Source organism: Lutibacter profundi (assembly GCF_001543325.1).
Lineage (GTDB): Bacteria > Bacteroidota > Bacteroidia > Flavobacteriales > Flavobacteriaceae > Lutibacter > Lutibacter profundi.
On sequence record NZ_CP013355.1, the window covers coordinates 2,781,078 to 2,807,311 of the forward strand.

Genomic DNA, 26,234 nt, shown 5'->3' on the forward strand with positions numbered 1-26,234 from the left:
ATTTATATGAAAAAAATTAGTCTTTTTTTAGCATTAATAATTATTAATTTTTCTATTAAAGCTCAAAAAATTAAAAAAATAGAACCCCCATTTTGGTGGGCAGACATGAACTATAATCAACTTGAATTGTTAATTTATGGAGATAATATTGCTAGTTTTACTCCTTCAGTTGAAAATGAAGATATTCTAATTACAGGGGTTAAAAAAACGGAAAACAACCGTTATTTATTTTTAGATTTAGATGTATCAAAAGCACAGGTAGGAACGTTTAAAATAAATTTTACTAAAAAAGGAAAAAAAAATAATTTTTCAGTAAATTATGAATTAAAACAACGAAGTTCAAATTCAAAATTCAGAACAGGTTTTGATAGCTCTGATGTGGTTTATTTATTAATGCCCGACCGGTTTGCTAATGGTGATGTTACAAATGATTCTTCAAGTGAAGTTATAGAAAAAGGGAATAGAAGCTTAAAAGGAGGTCGTCATGGAGGTGATATCCAAGGAATTATTAATCATTTAGATTATATTAAACAATTAGGTGCTACCGCTATTTGGAGTACACCTTTATTAGAAGACAATCAATCAACCTATTCGTATCACGGTTATGCAATTTCCAATCCTTATAAAATAGACCCTCGATATGGAACTAATAAATTATATAAAAATTTAGCTGAAAAAGCACATGAAAAAGGCTTGAAATTAATTATGGATTATGTTACAAACCATTGGGGAAGTGCTAACTGGATAATTAAAGATTTACCAACTAGAGATTGGATTCATCAGTTTCCTAATTTTCAACGTTCAAATTATAGAATGACTACTCAATATGATCCTTATGCTTCTAAAATTGATACTAAATTGTGTATGAATGGATGGTTTGATACTACTATGCCAGATTTAAACCAAAACAATCCTTTAGTTTTAAATTATTTAATTCAAAATGCTATTTGGTGGATTGAATATGCCAATTTAGACGGACTTAGAGTAGATACTTATTCCTATAATGACAAAGAAGGAATTTCAAAATGGACAAAAGCAATTATGGATGAATATCCTAATTTTAATATTGTTGGAGAAGTTTGGATGCATAATCAGGCCGCTATTTCGTATTGGCAAAAAGATAGTAAAATAGGAGCTATTGAAAGTTATAATTCTTATTTGCCAAGTGTTATGGACTTTACGTTGCACGATGCACTTACAGCAATGTTTAATGAAGATAATGCAAGTTGGAATGACGGAATGATTAAAGCTTATAATAATTTTGCTAACGATTACTTATATTCGAATAGTAATAACTTGTTGGTTTTTGTAGATAATCATGACACCCAGCGGATTAATGAAATTTTTAATGGTGATATTCATAAATATAAATTGGCACTAACACTAATCTCAACTGTGCGTGGTATTCCTCAATTGTATTACGGAAGTGAAATAGGTATGAGAGGGAATAAAAATAATGGAGATGGTGATATCCGTAAAGATTTTCCTGGTGGTTGGGAAAACGATAGCAATAATGCATTTATTAACTCAGGAAGAACAAAAAAGCAACAAGAATATTTTAATTTTACCAGTAAGCTACTAAACTGGCGTAAAAATTCTAAGGTAATTCAAACCGGAAAAACAACACACTATATTCCTGAAAATAATGTATATATCTATTTTAGATATAATGAAAAAAAATCTGTAATGGTGGTTATCAATAACAACCCTAAAGAGCAAATAATACCATTAAAGAGATTTGCTGAAAACTTAAAAAAATACACTTCCGGAATAGATATTTTAACCAATACTAAATTTGATTTAACCCAAAAAGAGATATCCGTTCAAGGAAAAACAGCCTTAGTTATTGAATTAAACTAGCGTTTATATGAAATTCATAAAAATATTTTTATTGATACTAATTAGTGTTGTTTTTTATAATTGTAAAAATAATAAAACAAAAAAACCAACAAATGAAGGTATTAAAGTGATTGCTGTTAAGGCAGTGTTATCTTCAGGTAAATTAGAACGAGTAGTTAATTTTCCATCAAAATTTGTACAACCAAGAAATGTAGATATTTGGCTACCAAATAATTATTCTTCTAAAAATAAATATGCTGTATTGTATATGCATGATGGTCAAATGTTATTTGACAGTACTAAAACGTGGAATCATCAAGAATGGAAAGTGGATGAAATTGTTGGTAAGTTGTTAGCTGAAAAAAAAATAAAAAACACTATTGTTGTGGGTGTTTGGAATCGCCCAAAAAATCGTCATACAGATTATTATCCTAAAAAGGCTTTTGAGTTTTTGCCCAAAAAATTTAAAGATTCTATTTTTAAAATTACTGAAAAGCAATATGTATCGGATTTTAAAGTTTTACAATCTGACAATTATTTAAAGTTTATTGTTAAAGAAGTAAAACCTTATATTGATTCACATTATTCAACCTTTACTACAAAAGAAAATACCTTTATTGCTGGCTCTAGTATGGGAGGCTTAATTTCGTGGTATGCTTTATGTGAATATCCAAATATTTTTGGAGGAGCGGCTTGTTTGTCCACACATTGGATTGGTTTTAAACCGCAAGGAAATAGCCCAGTGCCAAATTCTTTTTTTACTTATTTAGAACAAAATTTACCTTCTTCAAATAATCACAAAATATATTTTGATTATGGTACAAAAACGTTGGATAAATTTTACTTACCGTATCAACACAGAGTAGATGAGATTTTAAAAACGAAAGGTTACAATGAATTAAATTCAAAAAATTTAAAATTTGAAGGATTGGATCATTCAGAAAATTCCTGGAATCAACGTTTTCAAATCCCTGTTGAATTTCTTTTAAAAAAATAAATTATGAAGCTTAAAAATATCTTCTTATATCTTTTTGTAAGTATTTCAACTGTAGTTTTTACTCAAAATACAGGTAGAAAGTTTGTGAATATTTCTTCAAATAAATCTTTTGTAAAAATACAAACAAATGATGGATGGTATAGAATACAGCCTTATTCTAACCACATAATTGAAACTTCATTTATTCCAACAAACGAAACCTACAATCCACATTCTGAAGCGGTAGTATTAAAACCTAAAAATATTCCATTTAAAATTACAGTAACCAATCAAAATATTACTATTTCAACTAAAGGAATCAAAATAATTATCACCAAAAACCCTTTTCAGATTAGCTATTATTACAAAAACAATTTTTTAATTTCTGAACGAAAAGGATATAAAAAAACAGATAAATATGAAATAATTGATTTTAACTTAAATGCTACTGAAGTTTTATATGGAGCAGGGGAACGTGCTTTGGGAATGAACAGGAGAGGTTATAAATTGCAATTGTATAACAGAGCTCATTACGGTTATGAAACGCATTTGGAGTTGATGAATTATTCAATACCACTAGTTTTTTCCTCCAAAAAGTATGCAATTTTATTTGATAATGCGCCTATAGGATATCTAGATTTAGATAGTAAAAAAGATAATTCATTACAATACGAAACCATTAATGGAAGAAAAACATATCAAATAATTGCAAGTGATAGGTGGACTGATTTGGTGAGCCAATATGTTACTTTAACCGGTAAACAACCTTTAATTCCTCGTTGGGCTTTGGGTAATTTTGCAAGTAGGTTTGGGTATCATTCCCAAAAAGAAGTTGAAACTACTGTTCAAAAATTTATTGATGATAAAATCCCTGTGGACGCAGTAATTATTGATTTATATTGGTTTGGGAAAACCATAAAAGGAACTTTGGGAAACCTTGAATTTTATAAAGATTCATTTCCAAATCCTAAAAAAATGATTGCCAATTTAAATAAAAAAGGTATTAAAACTATTTTAGTTACAGAGCCTTTTATTTTAACCACATCAAACCGATGGAAAGAGGCAGTAGATATTGATATTTTAGGAAAAACGAAAGAAGGTAAACCATACACCTTTGATTTTTATTTTGGACATACAGGTTTAATAGATATTTTTAAACCATCTGCACAAAAATGGTTCTGGAATATTTATAAAAATTACACTAAAAATTATGGTGTAGCTGGTTGGTGGGGAGATTTGGGAGAGCCAGAAGTACATCCATCCAATTTAATACATGTGAATGGAACAGCCGATGAGGTACATAATATTTATGGACATAATTGGGCTAAATTAGTATATGAAGGTTATCAGAAAGATTTTCCAAATCAGCGGCCATTTATTTTAATGCGTGCTGGTTATGCGGGTTCACAACGTTACGGACTTATTCCATGGTCAGGGGATGTTAATAGAACTTGGGGCGGGTTCCAATCTCAACCAGAAATTGCTTTACAAATGGGAATGCAAGGGTTGGCTTTTGCACATTCTGATTTAGGAGGGTTTGCAGGTGCAAATTTAGATGATGAACTTTATACGAGATGGTTACAATATGGCGTTTTTCAACCAATTTTCAGACCTCATGCGCAAGAAGAAGTTCCATCAGAACCTGTTTTTAGAACATCTAAAACTAAAGAGTTAGCTAAAAAAGCTATAGAGTTACGGTACCGTTTACTTCCATATAATTATACATTAGCATTTGAAAATCATGTATACGGTACTCCGTTAATGAAGCCTATCTTTTTTGAGGATACTACTACTACTACTACTACTACTACTACTAATCTTTTAACGTACGATAAGTCATATTTGTGGGGGAATAGTTTTTTAGTAAGTCCGGTTTTAAAACCTGAAATTAATAGTCAAGAAGTTTATTTTCCAGCAAACTCCAATTGGTTCGATTTTTATACGGATGAAAAAGTAATGGGAGGACAAACTAAAAATGTAGTTTTACACAAAAATTACATTCCAACTTATGTAAGAGGAGGAGCTTTTGTTCCAACCATAAAAACGATTCAAAACACCACAAAGTATAGCTTAAAATTGTTTAATTTAAACTTCTATTTTGACGAGTCCGTTAAAAAAAGTAAAGGAACGTTATACAATGATGATGGCAAAACTCCACAAGCTTTTGAAAAAGAGAATTATGAAATTTTAAATTTTGAAAGTACATACAAAAAAAACAGATTGACTATTGAAATTGACCCAGAAGCTGGGGAAAATTATAAAACATCAACTAAATCTATCAATTTAATAATTCATAACTTTTTTAAAAAACCTAAAAAAGTTAAAGGTTATCAATACCATTGGGATTCAGAAAAACATATTTTAAAAATAGTTATTCCAAACATTAATATTAAAGAAAAACAGGTTACCATAAAATTAAGTAAGTAAATATAAATATCATGAAAAAATTAATAGTACTAATAATCCTTATCAGCATTGTTTCTTGTAATACAAAAGGGCAAAACAAAAAAGAAACAAGTGAAAACAAACAAAGTGTACATACAATTACAGATTCAGATTTAGAAACCGCTGTAATTTACGAAGCTAACATTCGACAATATTCACCTGAAGGAACTTTTAACGCATTTACTAAAGACATTCCTCAATTAAAGCAGTTGGGAGTCAAAATAATTTGGTTAATGCCCATTTCTCCAATTTCAAAAAAAGACAGAAAAGGACCGCTTGGTAGCTATTATGCAATTCAAGATTATACGAAGGTGAATCCTGAATATGGAAATTTAGAAGATTTAAAAAAATTGGTTGATACAGCTCATGAAAATGGCATGTTTGTAATTTTAGATTGGGTAGCAAACCATACAGGTAGAGACCATCACTGGTTAACAGAACATCCAGATTTTTATGTTAGAGATGATAAAGGAAGTCCTGTAGCTCCTTTTGATTGGACGGATGTAGCAAAACTAGATTATTCAAATCCAAACCTTAGAAAAGAAATGATAAGTGAAATGCAATATTGGTTAAAAAATGCTGATATTGATGGCTTTAGGTGTGATGTAGCAGCCCAAGTCCCTGTTGATTTCTGGGAAGATGCTGTTAAAAAATTAAAGCAAACAAAGCCTGTATTTATGCTTGCTGAAGCTTGGGAGCCTAACCTTTTAGTTAATGCTTTTGATATGGATTATGGTTGGGATACACACCATATATTTAATAAAATTGCTCAAGGAAAAGAGACAGTTAAAGCTTGGGATAATAGGATGAAACAAGTAGATACACTATACCAAAAAGATGATATTTTAATGAATTTCGTGACCAATCATGATGAGAATTCGTGGAATGGAACCGTAAAAGAACGTATGGGAGACGCTTCTGAAGTAATGTTAGCATTGTCGTACTGTGCACCAGGAATGCCATTAATTTATAGCGGTCAAGAATATGATATTGACAAGCGACTTCGTTTTTTTGATAAAGATACTATTCAAAAAAACAAAGGTAAAGTTTGGCCATTGTTAGAAAAATTAGGAAAGTTAAAAAACACGAATAAAGCGCTAAATGGAGGTAAAAAAGCTGCTTCATATACCAAAATAAATTCTTCAAACAACAATCAGGTTTTAATTTTTAAAAGAGAAAAAGAAGGAGAAAAATTAATATTTATTGCAAACTTGTCGGATAAAGATGTAACATTTACAACCGATTTATTCGGTGAATTTTTAGACTACTTAACTCAAGAAAAAACAACTATAAACAAGAACCAAAAGTTGATGTTTAAACCTTGGGAATATAAAATACTATTAAATAAATAGCAATTTAAGTAACTGGTAATAAGCTTGTTATTTTGTTAAAAAGGGGTTTTGAATAAAACTCCTTTTTAAGTATTTATTACGAAATCGTTTTAGTGAATAAAGGCTATTTTAGTAGGAAAAAAAGCCATTTAAAAGTAATTTTGAACTTATATTTTTATAGATGAATGAACCAATAAAAAAGATTGCAGTTTTAACATCTGGAGGAGATGCTCCGGGCATGAATGCAGCTATTAGAGCTGTAGTTAGAGCCTGTACATATTATAGAATTGAATGCATTGGAGTTTATAGAGGATATCAAGGTTTAATAGAAGGTGATTTTGAATCACTTTCGGCAAGACACGTTAGTAATATTATAAATAAAGGAGGAACAATACTAAAGACTGCTCGTTCATTAGAATTTAAAACGAAAGAAGGAAGAGAAAAAGCCTATAAAAATTTAAAAAAAGCTGGTGTTGGAGCAATTGTAGTTATTGGAGGAGATGGAACTTTTACAGGTGGTTTAAAGTTTATTAAAGAGTTTAATTTTCCTCTTGTTGGAATTCCGTGTACAATAGATAATGATATTTATGGAACTGATAATACAATTGGGTATGACACCGCTTTAAACACTGTTGTTGAAGTAATTGATAAAATTAGAGATACGGCAAGTTCTCATAATAGATTGTTTTTTATTGAAGTTATGGGAAGAGATGCCGGTTTTATTGCATTAAACACTGGTATTGGAGCAGGAGCAGAAGAAATTTTAATTCCAGAAAAAAACTTAGGTCTAGATAGGTTGGTTGAATCTTTAAATAAAAGTAGGGAAAGAGGAAAAACATCAAGTATTGTTGTTGTTTCAGAAGGAGATAAAATAGGTAAAAATGTTTTTGAATTGGCTGATTATATAAATGAAAATTTTCCAGATTATGATATTAGAGTATCCGTTTTAGGACATATGCAACGTGGAGGTTCTCCAAGTTGCTTTGATAGAGTATTAGCAAGTAGATTAGGAGTTGCAGCAGTGGAAGAACTGTTAGATAAGTCAACAGGCATTATGGTTGGTTTTACGAACAAAAAAATATCTAAAGTGCATTTAGATAAAGCCATAAAAATGAATAATGATATTAATAAAGAATTATTAAAAGTAGCTGAAATAATTTCAGTATAATATAGAATGATAATAATAAAAATATAAATAATGGCAACAGTAAAAATAGGAATTAACGGCTTTGGTAGAATTGGAAGAATTGCATTCAGAGTTGCAGTAGATAGACCAAACGTTCAAATAGTTGGAATTAATGATTTATTGGATGTAGAACATTTAGCGTACTTGTTAAAATATGATTCAGTTCATGGGCAATTTAACGGAACTATTGAAGTGAAAAATGGAAATTTAGTGGTTAATGGAAATGAAATTAGAATAACTGCAGAGCGTAATCCAGAAGATTTAAAATGGGATGAAGTAGAAGCAGAAGTTGTAATGGATTGTACCGGTATTTTTACAAATTTAGAAGGAGCTCAAAAACATATTACAGCAGGAGCTAAAAAAGTTGCTATTTCAGCACCATCTGCAGATGCTCCAATGTTTGTAATGGGAGTAAATCATACTAAGATTAAAGCTACAGACACTATTGTTTCTAATGCTTCTTGCACTACAAACTGTTTAGCACCAATAGCTAAAGTTATCAATGATAAATTTGGTATTGTTGAAGGATTAATGACAACAGTTCATGCAGCAACAGCAACTCAGTTTACGGTTGACGGTCCATCAAAAAAAGATTATAGATTAGGACGATCATCTTTAAATAACATTGTTCCTGCATCTACTGGAGCAGCAAAAGCTGTAGGTAAAGTAATTCCTGAACTAAATGGTAAACTAACAGGTATGGCATTTAGAGTGCCAACTGTTGATGTTTCAGTAGTTGATTTAACGGTAAGGTTAGAAAAAAGTGCTTCTTTTGAAGAAGTAAAAGCAGCAATTAAAGATGCTTCAGAAAATGAATTAAAAGGTATTTTAGGCTATACTGAAGAAGGTGTAGTTTCTCAAGATTTTGTGTCTGAACCAAGAACTAGTGTTTTTGATGCAAATGCGAGTATTGGTTTAAATGATAATTTTGTTAAATTAGTATCCTGGTATGATAATGAATTTGGATATTCAACAAAATTAGTTGATTTAGCAACTTATATTCATTCAATTTAATAAATGTAAATCATAAAAAATGATTCTAATAGCTGATGGAGGTTCAACTAAAGCTGATTGGGTTTTGCTTAAAAAATCAGGAGAAGAGTTGCTTAGAACAAGAACTGGAGGGTTAAACCCTGCTGTTTTTGATGAGGAATTGTTAGCAAAAAGAATTCGAGAAAATACAGATTTGGTAGCCTATAAAGATGAGGTTACCCATGTTTATTTTTATGGTGCTGGTTGTGGAACCGAAAAGCCTACATCACAACTAAAATCAATATTCGAATCATTTTTTATAAATGCAGCAGTAGATGTTAAAGAAGATACGTATGCGGCAACGTATGCTGTAACTACAGAGCCTGGAATTGTTTGTATACTAGGAACAGGATCCAACAGTTGTTATTTTGATGGGGAAAATGTGGATGTTAGAATTGCTTCATTAGGATATATTTTAATGGATGAAGCTAGTGGTAATTATTTTGGGAAAAAGTTAATAAGAGATTATTACTATCATAAGATGCCAGTAGATATTGCAAAACAATTTGAAGAGCAATTTGATATTGATGCAGACACAATTAAAAAAAATATTTATAAAAAGGATAATCCAAATACTTATTTAGCCCATTTTGCAGAATTTATTTTTAAGAATGAACGCAATGTGTATTTTAATAAAGTTTTGCATAAAGGGATGAAAGATTTTTTTAAGAATAAGATATTGCCTTACAAAGAGTCAGAAAGTGTTCCTGTACATTTTGTAGGCTCAATAGCCTATTTTGCTCAAGATATTATTAAAGATGTTGCTAGATTTAATATGATTAAACTGGGCAATATTGTAAGGCGCCCTATAGATGGTTTAATAGATTATCACAGAAAAAAATTAAAGTTAGAGAAGCTCTAAAATACGTTCTAACTCCATTCTACGAGAACCTTTGATAAGAATTGTAGCAGGGCTATTAAATTTTAAATTTTTAGTTGAAGTTTTAAAAGCTTCAAAAGTTGTGTAAACTAAAATATTTTTCACCTTGGTTGTTGCAAACTCTTTCCCTATTAAATAAACTTTTGAAAAGTTGTATTTGGTTAGTAAATCTGCAATCTTTTGGTGCTCTATTTTGCTGTCTTTACCCAGTTCAAACATATCACCTAGAAAAACAATTTTATGAGAGCCATTTAATTGATTAAAATTTTCAAGAGCGGCAAACATACTAGTTGGATTAGCATTATAAGCGTCTAAAATAACTGTGTGAATTCCTTTTTCTATTATTTGAGAGCGGTTGTTTGTAGGTGTATAGTTTTCAATAGCACTCTTAATATTTGTTTTAGAAACGTTAAAATAATCTCCAATAGCAATTGCAGCAGCAATATTAGGGTAATTGTATTTCCCTATCAAATTACTTTTTATTTCTGTATTTTTAAATTGAGTTTTTACGAAAGGATTCGATTCTACGTATTTTATAAGATTCTTGTCAAAATAAATTGAGTTAACTCCAATTGATTGTTTCATTTGAATTTCATCATCCTTATTTACAAAAGCAAATCCTTGTGTTTTTTTTATAAAATTATAAAGTTCAGATTTACCTTTAATTACCCCTTCTACACTACCAAAACCTTCTAAATGTGCTTTTCCAAAATTTGTGATATAACCAAAATTAGGTTGTGCAATTTGGCATAAAAAATCTATTTCATTTAAATGGTTTGCACCCATTTCAACAATACCTATATCAGTATTTGGAAGCATAGACAGAAGAGTTAGAGGTACTCCAATATGGTTGTTTAGATTACCTTCTGTGGCTATTGTTTTGTATTTTTTACTCAATACAGCCTTTACTAGTTCTTTGGTTGTGGTTTTTCCATTGCTGCCAGTTAAAGAAATTATTGGAATATTTAATTGTTTTCTATGAAAATTAGCTAAATTTTGAAGTGTAATCAATACGTTTTTTACTAGAATGGTATTTTGAGATTTCTGATATTTTTCTTCATCAATAATTACATAACGGGCACCATTTTTTAGAGCTTCATTAACAAATTTATTTCCATTAAAGTTTTCGCCTTTTAAAGCAAAAAATAAACTTCCTTTTCGAATTTTTCGAGTATCAGTATCTACTTTGTAATTTTCAGTATATAAGCTATATAATTGTTCTATATTCATTGTCTAAATATAAAAAAACCTCACTGAATTTACAGTGAGGTTTATATTTTATTTTAAATATTTTTAATATCTAATTTTTGTTGTAGTTGGTTTTCTTCTTTTATATGTCATAGGACCCAATCTATCTGTAGCACATCTGAAACCAATATAATTTGTAGCCATATATTCTGGTAAATATCTTCGTTGAGAAGGATCTAACCAATATTCTCTATCTCTCCAAGAGCCTCCTTTGTAAACACGTGATTTGTCACTAATTAACGTGTTTCTTTTTTTAGTGTCATATTGTTGTTGTATAAAACCACTCTCCCCAATAACTCTAGGTTTAACAGGTGAATTATACATGCGTGGCTTTGTCTCTAACTCATCTTCATCTTTATCATAAAGTTTTGTTGAAGCTAAATCACCATCTCTTGCATCTACATTGTAGGCTTTATCATAATTATTTCTCATATAAGCGTCACGCTTAGAAACAGGAATGTATTTTATGCTTCCAGGTAAGGCCTTTGGAACTATTTTTCCGTTATCTAATGTGTCATATTCAACTGAAGCATCATCTACCATAACAACTCTACCATCTGCATCAATCATTTTTTTAGTAAAAATATTACCTCTGAAATAGTTAAAATCATTGGCATCATTATCTATTATAGGTCTGTAAACATCGGCAACCCATTCAGCTACATTTCCAGACATATCATAAAGGCCAAAAGCATTTGGGTTATAAGATCTTACCTGAATTGTAATATCAGCTCCGTCACTACTCCATCCAGGAATACCACTATAATCACCTTTGCCTTGTTTAAAGTTAGCTAATTGATCACCTCTAAACTTTTTAGACTTATTTCGAGTATATTTTCCATTCCAAGCATATTTTTTTCTACCTCTAATGTTGTTGTACTCTCTGTTTTCTACAATAGCTTTTGCTGCATATTCCCATTCAGCTTCTGTAGGTAATCTAAATTTAGAAGTTAAAATACCGTCAGATATTTTCACATGTCTTCCTGTAAATGAACCTCTTGAAGGTTTAGGTGCTCCTTTTTTTCTTTTTGCATTTGAAGGTAACCCTTTTCTGTAAATAGTAGAGTCTCCATTAAAAAGTAAATTAGGGTTAGATAGATATGTATCAGTATTAAAATTGTTTTGCCCTATAACTTCAAGTGAATCACTTCTAAATAAGGGATTTAAAACACCTTTATCCATTAATATTTTTTCATTAACTCTATCGGTTCTCCATTTGCAATATTGGTTTGCCTGTACCCAACTTACACCAACAACAGGGTAGTCTGCGTATGCAGGGTGTCTTAAGTAATTTTCAGTTAGTAGCTCATTAAAACCTAAAACATTTCTCCAAACAAGTGTATCAGGTACAGCAGATAAATAAATATCTTTATAGTTTAAATCATTTGGAGGGAAAACTTTTTCCATCCATTGTAAATAAAATAAATATTCAGAATTTGTCACTTCTGTTTCATCTAAGTAAAATGAACGAACTTGTTGCTTTACAGGGGTAGTATTCCAATCAAATAACACATCATCTTGTACATGTCCCATAGTAAAAGATCCTCCTTCAATTAAAACCATTCCTGGAGGAGCTTGTTGTCCTTTGAAATTTTTGTTAGAAGAAAAACCTCCAGCAGCTTTATCTTTTGATGACCAGCCAGTTAATGAAGATTTGTTGTCGTATGTTCTGTTGTGGCAGCTCGCAAATAATATTGTTGCAAACACCAATGTTAAAAAACGTGTTACATTAAATAAATTTTTTATAGTCATTTTTACTTAATTAGGGTTTTAATGTCTCGCAATTTACATTAAATAAATTTTTTCACAAGAAATAATTTTAATAAAATATCTTATTATGTTTTTGTAACGATTGTTTTTGTTCTTTATTATATGTAATGTTGTATTATATAAAAAATAACAGCAAAAACTCAAGGTTATTTAATGAATTATTTAAAACGGAATTTAATACTTTTATTTATTATTGTTGGTAATTTGTTATTAGCTCAACAAACTAAAATTAAACAATTTCAGTTAAACTGGATTGATAATGTTGATTTTACCATTAATAAAGAACTTAGAATTAAAGTTAGTTTAGTTAAAAATAACTTAATAGATGAAAATTTAAATCCTACTTTTACTTCGAGTTGGGATATTGGAAACGGAGTAGAGATAGGTAGTTTTTCTATTAAAAATATACAATATGAACCTATTAATAATTCCAATTTATACGGTGTTAATTATATCCCTAAAACATTAGATGTAAAATTTAACATTGTTAAAGCTAGAAATAAAAGTACTGTAATTTTAAATATGATGCCCCTTTTAAAAGAGGGTACTACAATAAAAAGAATAATATCTTTTGATCTTGAGTATAATATGGTTTCTAATAAGAAAAGTAAAAAGGCTAAAAGATCAACTGTTAAAAATTCTGTATTAGCTTCAGGTAATTGGTATAAATTTGCAGTAGACACAACAGGAGTTTTTAAAATCGACAAAAAATTTATGGAAAATTTAGGAATTGATGTAAAATCAATAAATCCTAAAAACATCCAAATTTATGGTAATGGAGGTCAAATGCTTCCCTTTAAAAATAGTGATTTTAGATATGATGGTCTGCAAGAAAATGCGATACTTGTTATTGGAGAAGAGGATAACAGTTTTGATAGTAATGATTATATATTGTTTTATGCAAAAGGTCCGCATACATGGAAAAACACGAATAGCGCAAATTTAAGCGAAGTTGAACACCAATATAATATCTTTTCAGATAAGGCTTATTATTTTATTACCATAGCAGATACTGCAGGAAAAAGAATTGAAGAACAAACAAAAATCATCAATACAGCCAATCAACAAGTTACCACATTTTACGATTATACTTTTTATGAAAAAGATGAAATAAATTTGTTTGCAGTAGGGCAACAGTGGTTTGGAGATAGTTATAATATTGAAAATATACACTCCTATACAATACCATTTAATAATATAGATTCTTCAGGAAATATAATTGTTAGAGTGAGAGGAGTGGTAGAATCATCACTTACATCTCAAATGAATGTTAAAGTAAATAATCAAAATTTGTTTGATGTAAGTTTCTATGCAAAAGGAGGGTTAACAAAAGCCGTTGCAAATAAGAATAGTGGTTCTATACAATTATCAGGTAATTCGGTAAATATTGAAATAACATACAATAATAATGGGAATCCGTCGGCTAAAGCCTATTTAGATTACATAGAAATTTTAGGTAAAAAAAAGTTGGTAGGAAATGAAAAACAGTTTTCTTTTAGGAACTTTGATGTTGATAAAACAGCAGGTGTGTATGAATATTTAATTGAGAATGCTTCATCCATTAATGCGGTTTGGGATGTTACTGATGCAATAAACCCCATGGTAATATCAAATGAATCTACCACTAATAATTTTATATTTAAAGCGGTAGGAGGTATCCCAAAAGAATATATTGTTTTAAATGAGAAAGACTATTATGTTCCTCAAAAGGTTGAAGATACCCAAATTGAAAATCAGAACTTACATAGTTTAAATAACATTGATTATGTAATTATTACGAAAGATTTTTTAAAAGGACAGGCACAACGATTGGCAGATTATCACATTCAAAATTCAAATTTAAAAGTACAGGTAATTTCATTACATGAAATTTATAATGAATTTTCATCAGGTTCACCAGATATAACAGCTATAAGAGATTTTGTAAAACATTTATACGATAATGCTACAACTAATAAAATTAAATATGTATGTTTATTTGGAGATGCATCCTATGATTATAAAGATAGAATAGGAGGGAATAATAACATAGTTCCTGTTTTTGAAGCATATACAAGCTTTAATTTAGCAACTTCCTTTGTAACCGATGATTTTTATGGAATGATGGACTCCAATGAAGGAGAGATGAATTTATTTGAACGACAAGATGTTGTAACAGGGAGAATACCTGTTTCTGAACCCCTTCAGGCAGAAAAAGTAGTAGATAAAATTTTAAGCTATTACAATCCTAAATCTTTTGGAGATTGGCGCACTCAAATAACTTTGGTGGCTGATGATGTTGATGCATTAGGTGAAGAAGTATTACAAAATGAGATGGAGGAAATAGCTGATACAATTTCAGCAAATAAACCTGTTTTTAATCTAAAAAAAATATATATGGATGCCTACAAACAGCAAACTTCATCTGGAGGGAATAGGTATCCAACAGTAAACACCGAAATAACAAATCAAATAGAAAAAGGAACATTATTAATTGATTATTTTGGGCACGGAGGAGAGGATGGTTGGGCAAGTGAACGAATTTTAGAGGTGTCAGACATTCAAAGTTGGAAAAATGATTATAGACTTAATTTATTTATTACAGTAACTTGTGAATTTTCTAGGTTTGATAATCCACTTAGGAAAACTGCAGGGGAATTTGTTCTTTGGAATGAAAATGGAGGAGCAGCATTATTAATCTCAACAACAAGAGAAGTTTATATAAGTGTTGGACAAATTTTTAATGAACAACTTATAAAACCATTGTTAAATTTTAAGAACGAAAATTATACAATTGCAGAAGCATTAATGCATGTAAAAAACCAATTTACTACAACTCAACGATATTTTGTGTATGCACTTGGAGACCCAGCGATGAAATTAAGTATTCCAAAGCCAACAATTGAAATAACAAAAATGAATGCTATAGATATTACCCAAAGCATAGATACAATTAAAGCCCTTTCTTATGTTAAATTTGAAGGAAATATAACAAATTTGAGCGGTGCAATCTTAAGTAATTTCAATGGAGAATTAGACGTTACAGTATATGATAAACCTATAATTAAGAGTACATTAGATAATGACAATAGAAATATTACAATGCAGTTTGAAGCTATTGAAAGTAAAATATTTAAAGGAAGGTCAAAAGTTGAAAATGGTAAATTTAGTTTTGATTTTGTTGCTCCAAGAGATATAAAAATTGCCTACGGAAAGGGAAAACTTAGTTTTTATGCTTCAAATGAATCAATAGACAAGGCTGGTTATAGTTTTGATGTAACTATAGGAGGTATAAATGCAAATGCTCCTGAAGATAATGATGGTCCAAAAGTACAATTATACATGAATGACCAAAATTTTGTAAATGGAGGAAATACCAATGAGTCACCTCTATTTATTGCAGTTCTTGAGGATGAAAGTGGTATTAATACTTCAATTACAGCTGTTGACCATGACATTGTAGCAATTTTAGATGAAGACCAATCAAATCCAATTATATTAAATGATTTCTATCAAACAGAGCTCAATGATTATAGAAAAGGGAAAGTAAATTATCAATTTAGAAATCTTTCAGCAGGCTTACATACCTTAACTTTAAAAGTTTGGGACACTTACAATAATTTATCAGAAACTACGTTTACGTTTTTTGTAGTTGATGACAGTGATTTAATATTAAGTAATGTTTTAAATTACCCAAATCCGTTTATAAATTACACAGAGTTTTGGTTCAATCACAATAAACCAAATGAGTCATTAAGTGTTCAAATACAAATTTTTACCGTGTCAGGTAAATTGGTAAAAACAATTAATGAAACAGTACAAACTGAAGGTAATTTATCAAAATCAATTAGTTGGAATGGTTTGGATGATTTTGGTTCAAGGATAGGAAAAGGAGTTTATATATATAAATTAAAAGTAAAATCTAATAATTCAAATGCAAAAGCAGAAAAAGTTGAAAAATTAGTTATACTTCAATAATAAATTAAGATATTTGTTAAGTTAAATTTACCCAATTAATGAAAAAAATAATCGTATTAATACTTATCGTTTTTACAGCATTTTCTAAAATGAATGCACAAGAACAAAATACAATAACAACAGCAGCCCCATTTTTATTAATAGCTCCTGATGCAAGAGCTGGAGGTATGGGAGATATTGGAGTAGCAACATCACCTGATGCTAATTCGCAACATTGGAATGCTTCAAAATTTGCATTTATGTCATCTCAATACACAATAGGAGTTACGTATACACCTTGGTTACGAGAATTAACAAATGATGTTTTTTTAGGTGGTTTTTCATTCGCTAATAGAATAGATGATAGAAGTGCTTGGGCAACGAGTTTGAAATATTTTAATTTAGGTCAAATAGATTTAACAGATATTAATGGACTTCCACAAGGTACTGAAAAGTTAAATGAATTTTCAATAGATGCTTCATACTCATTGAAACTAAATGAAACATTTGCAATGGGTGTTACCATGCGTTACATTCGATCAGATTTAGGAATTGAATCTGCAAATTCACCAGTACAACCAGTAAATACTTTTGCAGTTGATATTTCTGGTTATTTTCAATCTGATGAACGTAATTATGGAAATTTTAATGGAATTTGGAGAGGAGGATTTAACATCTCTAATATTGGGCCAAAAGTATCCTATTCAGATGATGGACAAGATAATTTTATTCCAACAAATTTAAAAATTGGAGGTGGTTTTGATTTTATTTTGGACAATTACAATAAAGTAAGTGTAAATTTAGAGTTTAATAAGTTGCTTGTGCCAACGCCAAGTGTTTCAATAGCAGGTGATGGTACACCACCGTACGAACAAGATGATGTTAGTTTTTTTAGCGGTATTTTCTCATCGTTTGGTGATGCTCCAGGAGGTTTTAGTGAAGAACTAAAAGAATTTACTTGGGCTTTAGGTGCTGAGTATATGTATGATAATTCATTTGCAATTAGGGCAGGTTATTTTAATGAAAGTGACCTAAAAGGCGCTCGTAAATATTTTACATTAGGTTCAGGGTTTAACTTTAAAAGTTCAAAAATTGATATATCATATTTATTCAATGCATCAGATATTAATAATCCTTTAGAAAATACGCTTCGATTTTCATTGTCGTTTGATTTTGGAGAATTATTTGAAATTAACTAAAATAGCTTATAAATTTTAATGAGAAAAATTGAAATAAAAACTCAAATTACTGTTTTTGAGACCATTGAAGAGCTTTCAATATTGGAAAAGAAATTGATGAATAAAGCTATTGAAGCAAAACAAAGTGCTTATGCTCCATATTCAAAATTTAAAGTTGGAGCAGCGTTGCTTTTAGAAGATGGTACAATTGTTACAGGTAATAATCAAGAAAATGCAGCTTATCCATCTGGAATGTGTGCAGAACGAGTTGCTATTTGGAAAGCTTCTTCTGAGTTCCCAAACCACAAAGTCTTAAAATTAGCTATTTCAGCAGGCGCATCAACGCATGTAACTAAAGAACCTGTGGCACCTTGCGGAGCTTGTAGGCAAGCATTATCTGAATATGAAATTAAACAAAAAGATAAAATAGAAATTTATTTTATGGGAGAAGTAGGACAAATTATTAAAACGAATTCATTATTAGATTTACTCCCAATTGCTTTTGATAAAACTTTTTTATAAGGCTGTATTAATGAAAAAAGATATTGAAAATAGAGAAGATATTTATTTGTTGGTTAAAGAATTTTATGTGAAGTTGATGAATGATGATTTAATGCATCATTTTTTTGAAGATTTTTCAAACCCTATTCTCTTAGAGAGTCACTTACAAACGTTGGTTGATTTTTGGGATAATGTTATTTTTTATTCCGGTGAATATCGTAAAAATGCCATGGAGCCACACTTAAAATTACAACAAACAAAACCATTTAGTTCTAAGCACTTTAAGTCTTGGTTGTCAATGTTTAACAGTACAGTTGATGAGTTGTTTGAAGGTGATAATGCACATGCAGCAAAGTCGAGAGCACTATCAATAGCCACCGTAATGGAAATTAAAATTTCATCACTAAATAAGTAATTGATTTTAAATTTGGATATTAATTTTTTATAATGAAAATACAATCAGTAATTACAGGAGTAGGAAGTTACATTCCAACAATTGTAAAAAAGAACTCAGATTTTTTAAATAATCAATTTTTAAATGAAGACGGATCTCCTTTAGGATATCAAAATGAGGTGGTTATTGAGAAATTTAAAGCCATCACAGGTATTGAAGAAAGAAGATACGCAAAGCCTGAATTAACTTCTTCAGATTTAGGTTATTTTGCAGCTCAAAAAGCGATTGAAGATGCGGGTATAAATCCTGAAGAGCTAGATTATATAATATTAGCACATAATTTTGGAGATGTAAAAAGTACAGCCATCCAAAGTGATATTTTACCAAGTTTGGCATCAAGAGTTAAACACAAATTAGGTATTAAAAATCCTAATTGTGTTGCTTACGATATATTATTTGGTTGTCCAGGATGGATTCAAGGAGTTATACAAGCAGAAGCGTATATTAAATCTGGGATGGCAAAAAAATGTTTAGTAATTGGAACTGAAACATTGTCAAGAGTTTTAGATGACCATGACAGAGACTCTATGATTTATTCAGACGGTGCAGGAGCCACAGTTATTGAAGCTAGTACTAATAAAAATGAAACTTCTGGTATTCTTAGCTATGCTGCACAAACCAACACTTTAGATGAATGTTATTATTTGTTTTTTGGGAAATCATTTGATAAAAACAACAATACAAATCAGCGATATATAAAAATGTATGGTCGTAAAATTTATGAATACGCCTTAAATAATGTCCCATTAGCAATGAAAGAAGCTCTGGATAAAAGTGGTGTTAACATATTAGATGTTAAAAAGATATTTATTCATCAAGCGAATGAGAAAATGGATGAAGCAATTGTTAAACGCTTCTATCGACTATATAAAATGCAATTACCTAAAGATATTATGCCTATGAGTATTCATAACTTAGGGAATAGTTCTGTTGCTACAGTTCCTACATTATTTGATTTAGTTAAACGAGGTCAAATAGAAAATCAGGAAATAAATAAAGGAGATATTGTAATTTTAGCTTCTGTAGGAGCAGGTATGAATATCAACGCCATTGTATATAAATACTAATTTTTTACTTTAGAATATTGCAATAATAGCATTTGTTAATTTTTTTTTACACTACCTTAAAAAGCGTGTAAACTTAAAAATATAGTTATAAATTGAATTTAAAATAAATTCCTATGGCTATATTTCGTGAACTGATACGGTTTTTAAAAGAATAATTTTATTATCCTAAAAAGGAATGTTGGAATTATCTTATTCTAAAATTTCATAAATTAATTCATTAGTACTTCCACTAGGCTCAGTAATACGCAAAAAATGTGCTAATGTAGGAGCAATGCTTGTGATTGGATAGTATTTGTTTGTTTTTCCTTTTTGAATTCTATTTCCGTAAAATATTAAAGGAACATGTGTATCATAATTGTAACCAGACCCGTGAGAAGTTCCTTTCTTAGAATGCTTAATAGTTGAGGGTTCTAAAGAAAAAAGAATATCTCCAGACAACTTTTGATTGTACCCATTTTGAATTGTTTTTAAAATGCCAGAAGTAAAGCTAGTGGTTTGAAGGGTATGCGCTGTTACACTTTTATAAACTTTGTCAAAATTAATTATTTCATCAGCAATAATTTGAGATACATTGTGTACATTTAAATTTAAAGATTTTACCTTTTCTTTATTTAAGAAAATTTGATAATTTGAAATATTTTCAATCAACTCACCTGAATTAAAATAGTTTAAAGTAATTTCATTTACAAATTTTTCAAACTCTTTTGACTCAAAATAGCCTCCAGGTATTTTTATGGAGTTTAAATATGCAGGTACAGGAACTACAGCATGGTCAGCTGTTAAAAACAACATGTAATTATTTTCACCAACTTGATTATCTAAAAAAATCAATAATTTTTCAAGTTCTTTATCTAATCTAATATAAGTATCTTCAAGTTCAATAGAGTTTGGCCCAAATAAATGACCTACATAATCTGTACTTGAATAACTAATAGTTAAAAAGTCTGTAAATTTTGTTTCCCCAAGGTTCTCACCAATAATAGTAGCCTCTGCAAAGTCAGTAGTAATAGCATTTCCTTGAGGCACAGCCTTCAGCAAATCATAGTTATTATTTAATTTTCTTAACACCGCCAAATTATAGGGAAAAGTAGGCGTATTTTTACCTTTATACAAACCTTCATAAGGGTTGTTATCAGCTAATGATTCAGTATAAGTTGAAATATCGTAATAGGTATTCCAAGTTTCATTTAAGTAAGTATTTGCTTTTCCTGAGTTGTTAAATGCAATTACCCAACTAGGAAGTTCATTCATATAAAAAGTACTCGTAATAAATTTACCTTCATTATTCCCTTCAAACCAATAAGCAGCCGTTGCTGTATGACCAGCAGGTAAAATGGCCGCTCTATCTTTTATAGCAATACCAATTGTTTTACCCTTCATGTTTTGAGATAATCGAAGCTCATCGGTTATGGTAGTAGTTAGTATTCTTTGAGGAGATTTATTACCTCCAGATTTTGCACCTACAGTACTATATCTATCATCATCAGCACAATAAATATATTTTTTACTAAATTTATCATACCAATTGTTTGAAATAATACCGTGGGTAGCAGGTGTGGCACCTGTGTAAATTGATGTATGCCCAACGGCAGTATATGTAGGAATATAATTAAAATGTACATTCTCTAAATTATAACCTTTATTCATCAACCTTTTAAAACCTCCATCGCCATATTTGTTATAAAACTTGATTAAATAATCATAACGCATTTGATCTATTACAATACCAACAACTAGTTTTGTTGGGTTTATTTGTTGGATGTTATTTGATAAAGAACTAACTGGGGTTGTAGTAGTTGTAGATTTAATAGCAATACATTGTACTAAACTTAAGCTGATAAATAATAAAAAAAATAGTTTCTTCATTTCTATATTAAAAAGTTACAATTTATAGATTTCAAAATTACTTTATTTTTAGTATTTAAAATGATTTTTATGTTACAAAAACATTATTAGGTAGTATTAATTTAATATTTTAGCCAAAAAGAAAATTAAATGAACTACTTAAAGCATATTGGAAAGTATTTTATTATGCTAAAACAGGTTTTTAAAAAACCTCAGAAATGGTCGGTATTCAGAGAGGTTTTATTTAGAGAGATTGAAGATTTAGGTTTAAAATCAATGGGTATTATTATGTTTATTTCGTTTTTTGTAGGCGGTGTTGTTGCCATACAAACAGCTATGAATATTGAGAGCCCTTTTATACCAAAATATTTAATAGGTTTTGCAGCAAAAAGATCTATGATTTTAGAGTTTGCACCAACTTTTATGTCTATAATTTTGGCCGGAAAGGTAGGCTCTTACATAGCGTCAAGTATTGGAACTATGAGAGTTACGGAACAAATTGACGCCCTTGAAGTAATGGGGATAAACTCTTTAAATTATTTAATTTTACCAAAAATTATTGCTGCCCTTTTCTTTTACCCTTTACTCATTTTATTAGCAATGTTTTTAGGTATACTTGGAGGGTATTATGCAGGTATTTTAACCGATTTGTTTTATAGTGAAGATTATATTTATGGAATTCAATTAGATTTTGACCCTTATTATATAAAATATGCGTTAACTAAAACAGTAGTTTTTGCTTTTGTAATAGCAACAATTCCCGCGTATCATGGGTATTATGTTAAAGGAGGATCTTTAGAAGTTGGAAGAGCAAGCACACAAGCTGTGGTTTGGACTAGCATTGTTATTATTTTATTAAACTACTTTTTAACTCAAATGATTTTAGGATAAATGATTGAAGTAACAGATTTACATAAAGAATTTAATGGTGTTCCTGTTTTGAAGGGTATTTCAACATCGTTTGAAAAGGGAAAAACAAGCATGATTATAGGGCAAAGCGGATCTGGTAAAACAGTTTTTTTAAAATGTTTACTTGGTTTATTTGTTCCAGAAAAAGGAATAATTTGTTTTGATGGAAGAAAACATACTGAACTTAGTATTAAACAGCAGCGGCAATTAAGAAAGGAAATTGGCATGGTTTTTCAAGGAGGAGCTCTATATGATTCTTTAACAGTTGAAGAAAATATAATGTTTCCTTTAAAAATGTTTACTAATAATAAGCCTTCAGAAATGTTACACCGTGTAAATGCTGTTTTAAAAAGAGTAAACTTAGAAAATGTAAACAAAAAGTTTCCAGCAGAGTTATCTGGAGGTATGCAAAAACGTGTTGCTATAGCAAGAGCAATTGTGATGAATCCCAAATATTTATTTTGTGATGAACCCAATTCAGGTTTAGATCCAATTACTGCTACTGTTATTGATAATTTAATTCAAGAAATTACAAAAGAATACCAAATGATAACTATTATTAATTCGCATGATATGAATTCTGTAATGGAGATTGGAGAAAAAATTATTTTTTTAAAAAATGGTATTAAGGCTTGGGAAGGAACTAATAAAGATATTTTTAAAACTGAAAATGAGACGGTTGTAGATTTTGTGTATTCATCTAATTTATTTAAGAAAGTTAGAGAAGCTTATTTAAATGAAACAAAATAGAAAAGAAGTTTGTTTTTGTAAAATTTACAGTTATATTTGCACCCGCTAAAAAGAAAAAGAATGACCTGGTAGCTCAGTTGGTAGAGCACCTCCCTTTTAAGGAGGTGGTCCTGGGTTCGAGCCCCAGCCAGGTCACATTTGGGATGAAAATTTTATGGGCGAGAAGTTTATGCTGAGCGTAGCCGAAGTAAGCCCAGCCAGATTACAAAAACTTCTCAAATTTGAGAAGTTTTTTTAAATTTTGGTGAGATACTCAAGTGGCCAACGAGGGCAGACTGTAAATCTGCTGCGCAAGCTTCGAAGGTTCGAATCCTTCTCTCACCACAAAAAAGCAAGCGAACTAGCTTGCTTTTTTCTTTTCTAAATTACTCGGATTTAACTATTAGGGTATCTAGATTTAAACGTGTTTTTAGCCATTTTGTTAGTAATAGTTTCTGTTGAGAGGTATTTGGAACAGAATCGTACCATTTAGCATTAAAAACAGTAATAGTATCTGTAGTATTAAAGTTTGTTCTCACCATTTTAGCATAACTTAAATTTGATAAGCCATTATAGTTAATTTGGGCTTCTTTGCTAATTTGAAGAAACGGAATTTGATTTTCATAATATTTTGTTAGTTCATTTTCTAACAATTTAATTTTCTGCTCTTTCTCTTTTATTGATTCATCTCTTGACGTAATTATTTTTTGATTATGAGTATATAAATCACTTAAGTTTTTTACTTCATTACGCAAATCAGAATCATCCATACCTTGTTGTAAAATTAATTTTGTATCATTTAAGCCATATTCAGGAAGTTTAGCATTCCAATAATCTTTATCCTCTTTAGATAATTTGTTACCATAAATAACAAGTTTTATACTTCTATTTTTATAGTTTATATTTTTGTCTTCTTCATCAATAATGCTAATTTTACTCTTTTTAACATCATTAATAAAGTGTTGGGCAGCTCGTTTGAACTGGTTTTCTTTAAATAAATTAAAAAATAAAAAAATACTACCAGCAAAAACCATCAACGCTACAAAAGAGGCTATTCTTGCAATACGTTTTCTTTTGGTTGAATTAATATATTTAAGCATTGGAAATCGTAAAAACTTAACAATTACAAATGTAGCTAAAGCTATAAAAATGGTGTTAATGGTAAATAAAAACATAGCACCTCCAAAATAATTAAAATTCCAAGTTGCTAATCCGTAACCAGCTGTGCAAAGTGGAGGCATTAGTGCAGTTGCAATGGCAACACCCGCAATGGTATTGGTTTGTTTATTTCTTCTACTCAAAGCAATTATTAGAGCTAAGCCACCGGCAATTGCTATAAAAACATCTCTAACATCTGGTGACGTTCTTGCTAAAATTTCAGGAGTTTCATCTCTAAAAATAGGAATTAAAAAGAATAGAAATGAGGTTACTAAACTCAATCCAATCATAACTCCTAAATTTATTAAGGAACGCTTCAAAGTATCAATGTCATTAATGCCAATAGATAAACCAATACCTAAAATAGGCCCCATTAAAGGAGAAATAAGCATAGCACCAATAACAACAGCAGTAGAGCTAATATTTAACCCTATAGATGCTATTAAAATTGAGAAAACCAGTACCCATGCTGTATGACCTTTCATGGAGATATTAGCTTTAATATCTTCAATGGTGCCATCTTTATCTGTATCAAGCCTAATATCTAACAATTCAAAAATAAATTGTTTTATGGTAAACCAAGCTCCTTTAACTTCATCTTTAGTTGGAGGGTTATTTACAACTGATTTTTTTTCGGAGTTATTAGATTTAATGTTTTCCATTTTTAATTATTTAAATAAATTCATCTCCAAATTTAATCTTAACATCTTTTGTAATTTCTTTTATTTCCTGCTCTTTACTTTTTGGACAAATAAGCAATACATCATCTTTTTCAACAACAATAAAATTATTTAACCCTTGAATTACAACACGTTTTCCAGATTGGGTTCGTACTATATTGTTTTTAGAGTCTCTAAAAATTACATTACCGCCAATAGTTGCATTCTGTTGTTCGTCTTTGTCTAATTTACTGTAGAGAGAACCCCAAGTTCCAAGATCATCCCATCCAAATTCAGCAGGTAAAACATATACATTTGAGGCTTTTTCTAGAATTCCAAAGTCAATTGAAATATTTTCAGATAGCATATAATTATCTTCTATAAAAAGAGTTTCTAAGGAAGTGTTGTAACTATTTTTTCCTTTTGAAAGTAAGGTATACATGGTAGGTAAGTTTGTTTTAAAAGCCTTTAAAATACTTTTTACACTCCAAACAAAAATACCCGCATTCCAAAGGTAGTTTCCTTCTTCAATAAATTGTGTTGCTTTTTCTAAATTAGGTTTTTCAGTAAAATTAATAACTTTTTTAATGTTGTTTTTTGAATGTTTATATTTAATGTAACCGTACCCTGTGTTTGGAGAAGTTGGTTTAATTCCAAGAGTCATCAACGTATCATTTTTATCACAAAAATTAAAGGAGGTTTGTATATTTTTTAGAAATTCTTTTTCATCACTAATGGAGTGATCAGAAGGAGCAACAACCATAATGCCATCAGGATTTTTACTGTGAATTTTCAAAGCACTGTACAAAATACAAGGTGCGGTATTTCTCATAGCAGGCTCTAACAATAATTGTTTTGAGGAAACTTCAGGAAGTTGTTCTTTTACTAAATTTTCATATTTTTTATTGGTTGCAATTAAAATATTCTCAGAAGGAATTAAATTGTTAAAACGATTAAAAGTTTGTTGTATTAAGGTATTTCCAGTACCTAATAAATCGTGAAATTGTTTTGGTAATTGTTGGGTGCTTACTGGCCAAAATCGAGATCCAACTCCACCGGCCATAATAACAGCATAATAATTTTTATTCATT

General features: G+C 29.8%; 19 protein-coding genes and 2 tRNA genes. 16 read left to right on the forward strand and 5 right to left on the reverse strand.

Annotated elements, in window-relative coordinates:
• Positions 1 to 6 precede the first annotated feature (6 nt).
• The 7 genes from Lupro_RS12245 (at position 7) to Lupro_RS12275 (ending at position 9,671) form a co-directional block, all read left to right on the forward strand.
• A complete protein-coding gene (locus tag Lupro_RS12245) occupies positions 7 to 1,860 on the forward strand; it encodes a glycoside hydrolase family 13 protein (RefSeq protein ID WP_068210812.1) in 1,854 nt (617 codons plus the stop codon).
• 7 nt (positions 1,861 to 1,867) lie between these two features.
• Entirely contained in the window at positions 1,868 to 2,836 is a 969-nt protein-coding gene (locus Lupro_RS12250) for an alpha/beta hydrolase (protein ID WP_068210815.1), read from the forward strand.
• A 3-nt stretch (positions 2,837 to 2,839) separates the two neighbouring features.
• Positions 2,840 to 5,242, forward strand: coding sequence for a glycoside hydrolase family 31 protein (locus Lupro_RS12255; RefSeq protein WP_068210818.1), 2,403 nt, complete (start codon positions 2,840 to 2,842; stop codon positions 5,240 to 5,242).
• A gap of 11 nt (positions 5,243 to 5,253) precedes the next feature.
• On the forward strand, positions 5,254 to 6,612 hold the full coding sequence (locus tag Lupro_RS12260) for an alpha-amylase family glycosyl hydrolase (RefSeq protein WP_068210822.1): 1,359 nt from the start codon (positions 5,254 to 5,256) through the stop codon (positions 6,610 to 6,612).
• 160 nt (positions 6,613 to 6,772) lie between these two features.
• Positions 6,773 to 7,759 (forward strand): 6-phosphofructokinase, encoded by a 987-nt coding sequence (gene pfkA / locus Lupro_RS12265; RefSeq protein WP_068210825.1) that lies wholly within the window; start codon positions 6,773 to 6,775, stop codon positions 7,757 to 7,759.
• A 30-nt stretch (positions 7,760 to 7,789) separates the two neighbouring features.
• Positions 7,790 to 8,791, forward strand: a complete 1,002-nt coding sequence (gene gap / locus Lupro_RS12270) for a type I glyceraldehyde-3-phosphate dehydrogenase (RefSeq protein ID WP_068210828.1) — start codon at positions 7,790 to 7,792, stop codon at positions 8,789 to 8,791.
• Between the two features lie 19 nt (positions 8,792 to 8,810).
• On the forward strand, positions 8,811 to 9,671 hold the full coding sequence (locus Lupro_RS12275) for an N-acetylglucosamine kinase (protein WP_068210831.1): 861 nt from the start codon (positions 8,811 to 8,813) through the stop codon (positions 9,669 to 9,671).
• Here Lupro_RS12275 and Lupro_RS12280 read toward each other — a convergent pair.
• Positions 9,657 to 10,919, reverse strand: a complete 1,263-nt coding sequence (locus tag Lupro_RS12280) for a UDP-N-acetylmuramoyl-tripeptide--D-alanyl-D-alanine ligase (RefSeq protein ID WP_068210834.1) — start codon at positions 10,917 to 10,919, stop codon at positions 9,657 to 9,659. The two genes, Lupro_RS12275 and Lupro_RS12280, sit on opposite strands and share 15 nt — an antisense overlap.
• 63 nt (positions 10,920 to 10,982) lie before the next feature.
• On the reverse strand, positions 10,983 to 12,689 hold the full coding sequence (gene gldJ / locus Lupro_RS12285; protein ID WP_068210837.1) for a gliding motility lipoprotein GldJ: 1,707 nt from the start codon (positions 12,687 to 12,689) through the stop codon (positions 10,983 to 10,985).
• A 171-nt stretch (positions 12,690 to 12,860) separates the two neighbouring features.
• Here gldJ and porU point away from each other — a divergent pair, with 171 nt between their 5' ends.
• From porU to Lupro_RS12310, 5 genes are read left to right on the forward strand one after another with little or no spacing between them, the layout of a single operon-like run.
• Entirely contained in the window at positions 12,861 to 16,664 is a 3,804-nt protein-coding gene (porU, locus tag Lupro_RS12290; RefSeq protein WP_227807448.1) for a type IX secretion system sortase PorU, read from the forward strand.
• Positions 16,665 to 16,702: 38 nt separating this feature from the next.
• Positions 16,703 to 17,842, forward strand: a complete 1,140-nt coding sequence (porV, locus tag Lupro_RS12295; RefSeq protein ID WP_068210840.1) for a type IX secretion system outer membrane channel protein PorV — start codon at positions 16,703 to 16,705, stop codon at positions 17,840 to 17,842.
• An 18-nt stretch (positions 17,843 to 17,860) separates the two neighbouring features.
• Positions 17,861 to 18,343, forward strand: a complete 483-nt coding sequence (gene cdd, locus Lupro_RS12300) for a cytidine deaminase (protein WP_068210843.1) — start codon at positions 17,861 to 17,863, stop codon at positions 18,341 to 18,343.
• Positions 18,344 to 18,353: 10 nt separating this feature from the next.
• Positions 18,354 to 18,737, forward strand: coding sequence for a group III truncated hemoglobin (locus Lupro_RS12305; protein ID WP_144439148.1), 384 nt, complete (start codon positions 18,354 to 18,356; stop codon positions 18,735 to 18,737).
• 32 nt (positions 18,738 to 18,769) lie between these two features.
• Entirely contained in the window at positions 18,770 to 19,843 is a 1,074-nt protein-coding gene (locus Lupro_RS12310) for a 3-oxoacyl-ACP synthase III family protein (RefSeq protein WP_068210849.1), read from the forward strand.
• Positions 19,844 to 20,032: 189 nt separating this feature from the next.
• Here Lupro_RS12310 and pafA read toward each other — a convergent pair whose 3' ends face one another.
• Positions 20,033 to 21,709: an alkaline phosphatase PafA gene (gene pafA, locus Lupro_RS12315; protein ID WP_068210852.1), complete on the reverse strand. Its 1,677-nt coding sequence runs from the start codon at positions 21,707 to 21,709 to the stop codon at positions 20,033 to 20,035.
• A 129-nt stretch (positions 21,710 to 21,838) separates the two neighbouring features.
• Between pafA and Lupro_RS12320 the strand changes: the two genes are divergently transcribed.
• From Lupro_RS12320 to Lupro_RS12335, 4 genes are all read left to right on the forward strand, one after another.
• The gene (locus Lupro_RS12320) at positions 21,839 to 22,579 is read left to right on the forward strand and encodes an MlaE family ABC transporter permease (RefSeq protein WP_068210855.1); all 741 of its coding nucleotides are present in this window, start codon (positions 21,839 to 21,841) and stop codon (positions 22,577 to 22,579) included.
• Complete coding sequence (locus tag Lupro_RS12325) at positions 22,580 to 23,347, forward strand: ABC transporter ATP-binding protein (protein WP_068210858.1); 768 nt, start codon at positions 22,580 to 22,582, stop codon at positions 23,345 to 23,347. It begins immediately after the preceding gene.
• Between the two features lie 62 nt (positions 23,348 to 23,409).
• A tRNA-Lys gene (locus Lupro_RS12330) sits at positions 23,410 to 23,482 on the forward strand.
• Positions 23,483 to 23,590: 108 nt separating this feature from the next.
• Positions 23,591 to 23,671: transfer RNA gene (locus Lupro_RS12335), tRNA-Tyr, on the forward strand.
• 41 nt (positions 23,672 to 23,712) lie between these two features.
• Here Lupro_RS12335 and Lupro_RS12340 read toward each other — a convergent pair.
• Both Lupro_RS12340 and Lupro_RS12345 read right to left on the reverse strand, forming a co-directional pair.
• The gene (locus tag Lupro_RS12340) at positions 23,713 to 25,146 is read right to left on the reverse strand and encodes a DUF389 domain-containing protein (RefSeq protein ID WP_068210862.1); all 1,434 of its coding nucleotides are present in this window, start codon (positions 25,144 to 25,146) and stop codon (positions 23,713 to 23,715) included.
• A 10-nt stretch (positions 25,147 to 25,156) separates the two neighbouring features.
• The gene (locus tag Lupro_RS12345; protein ID WP_068210865.1) at positions 25,157 to 26,233 is read right to left on the reverse strand and encodes a mannose-1-phosphate guanylyltransferase; all 1,077 of its coding nucleotides are present in this window, start codon (positions 26,231 to 26,233) and stop codon (positions 25,157 to 25,159) included.
• Position 26,234 lies beyond the last annotated feature (1 nt).

Bases quoted from the DNA above. Each gene is read 5' to 3' on its own strand.
- Lupro_RS12275 (WP_068210831.1), top strand. From the start codon at position 8,811: ATGATTCTAATAGCTGATGGAGGTTCAACTAAAGCTGATTGGGTTTTG.
- Lupro_RS12250 (WP_068210815.1), top strand. From the start codon at position 1,868: ATGAAATTCATAAAAATATTTTTATTGATACTAATTAGTGTTGTTTTT.
- Lupro_RS12305 (WP_144439148.1), top strand. From the start codon at position 18,354: ATGAAAAAAGATATTGAAAATAGAGAAGATATTTATTTGTTGGTTAAA.
- Lupro_RS12310 (WP_068210849.1), top strand. From the start codon at position 18,770: ATGAAAATACAATCAGTAATTACAGGAGTAGGAAGTTACATTCCAACA.
- cdd (WP_068210843.1), top strand. From the start codon at position 17,861: ATGAGAAAAATTGAAATAAAAACTCAAATTACTGTTTTTGAGACCATT.
- Lupro_RS12345 (WP_068210865.1), bottom strand. From the start codon at position 26,233: ATGAATAAAAATTATTATGCTGTTATTATGGCCGGTGGAGTTGGATCT.
- Lupro_RS12280 (WP_068210834.1), bottom strand. From the start codon at position 10,919: ATGAATATAGAACAATTATATAGCTTATATACTGAAAATTACAAAGTA.
- gldJ (WP_068210837.1), bottom strand. From the start codon at position 12,689: ATGACTATAAAAAATTTATTTAATGTAACACGTTTTTTAACATTGGTG.
- pafA (WP_068210852.1), bottom strand. From the start codon at position 21,709: ATGAAGAAACTATTTTTTTTATTATTTATCAGCTTAAGTTTAGTACAA.
- Lupro_RS12325 (WP_068210858.1), top strand. From the start codon at position 22,580: ATGATTGAAGTAACAGATTTACATAAAGAATTTAATGGTGTTCCTGTT.
- porV (WP_068210840.1), top strand. From the start codon at position 16,703: ATGAAAAAAATAATCGTATTAATACTTATCGTTTTTACAGCATTTTCT.
- pfkA (WP_068210825.1), top strand. From the start codon at position 6,773: ATGAATGAACCAATAAAAAAGATTGCAGTTTTAACATCTGGAGGAGAT.
- Lupro_RS12260 (WP_068210822.1), top strand. From the start codon at position 5,254: ATGAAAAAATTAATAGTACTAATAATCCTTATCAGCATTGTTTCTTGT.
- Lupro_RS12320 (WP_068210855.1), top strand. From the start codon at position 21,839: ATGAACTACTTAAAGCATATTGGAAAGTATTTTATTATGCTAAAACAG.
- Lupro_RS12255 (WP_068210818.1), top strand. From the start codon at position 2,840: ATGAAGCTTAAAAATATCTTCTTATATCTTTTTGTAAGTATTTCAACT.
- porU (WP_227807448.1), top strand. From the start codon at position 12,861: ATGAATTATTTAAAACGGAATTTAATACTTTTATTTATTATTGTTGGT.
- gap (WP_068210828.1), top strand. From the start codon at position 7,790: ATGGCAACAGTAAAAATAGGAATTAACGGCTTTGGTAGAATTGGAAGA.
- Lupro_RS12245 (WP_068210812.1), top strand. From the start codon at position 7: ATGAAAAAAATTAGTCTTTTTTTAGCATTAATAATTATTAATTTTTCT.
- Lupro_RS12340 (WP_068210862.1), bottom strand. From the start codon at position 25,146: ATGGAAAACATTAAATCTAATAACTCCGAAAAAAAATCAGTTGTAAAT.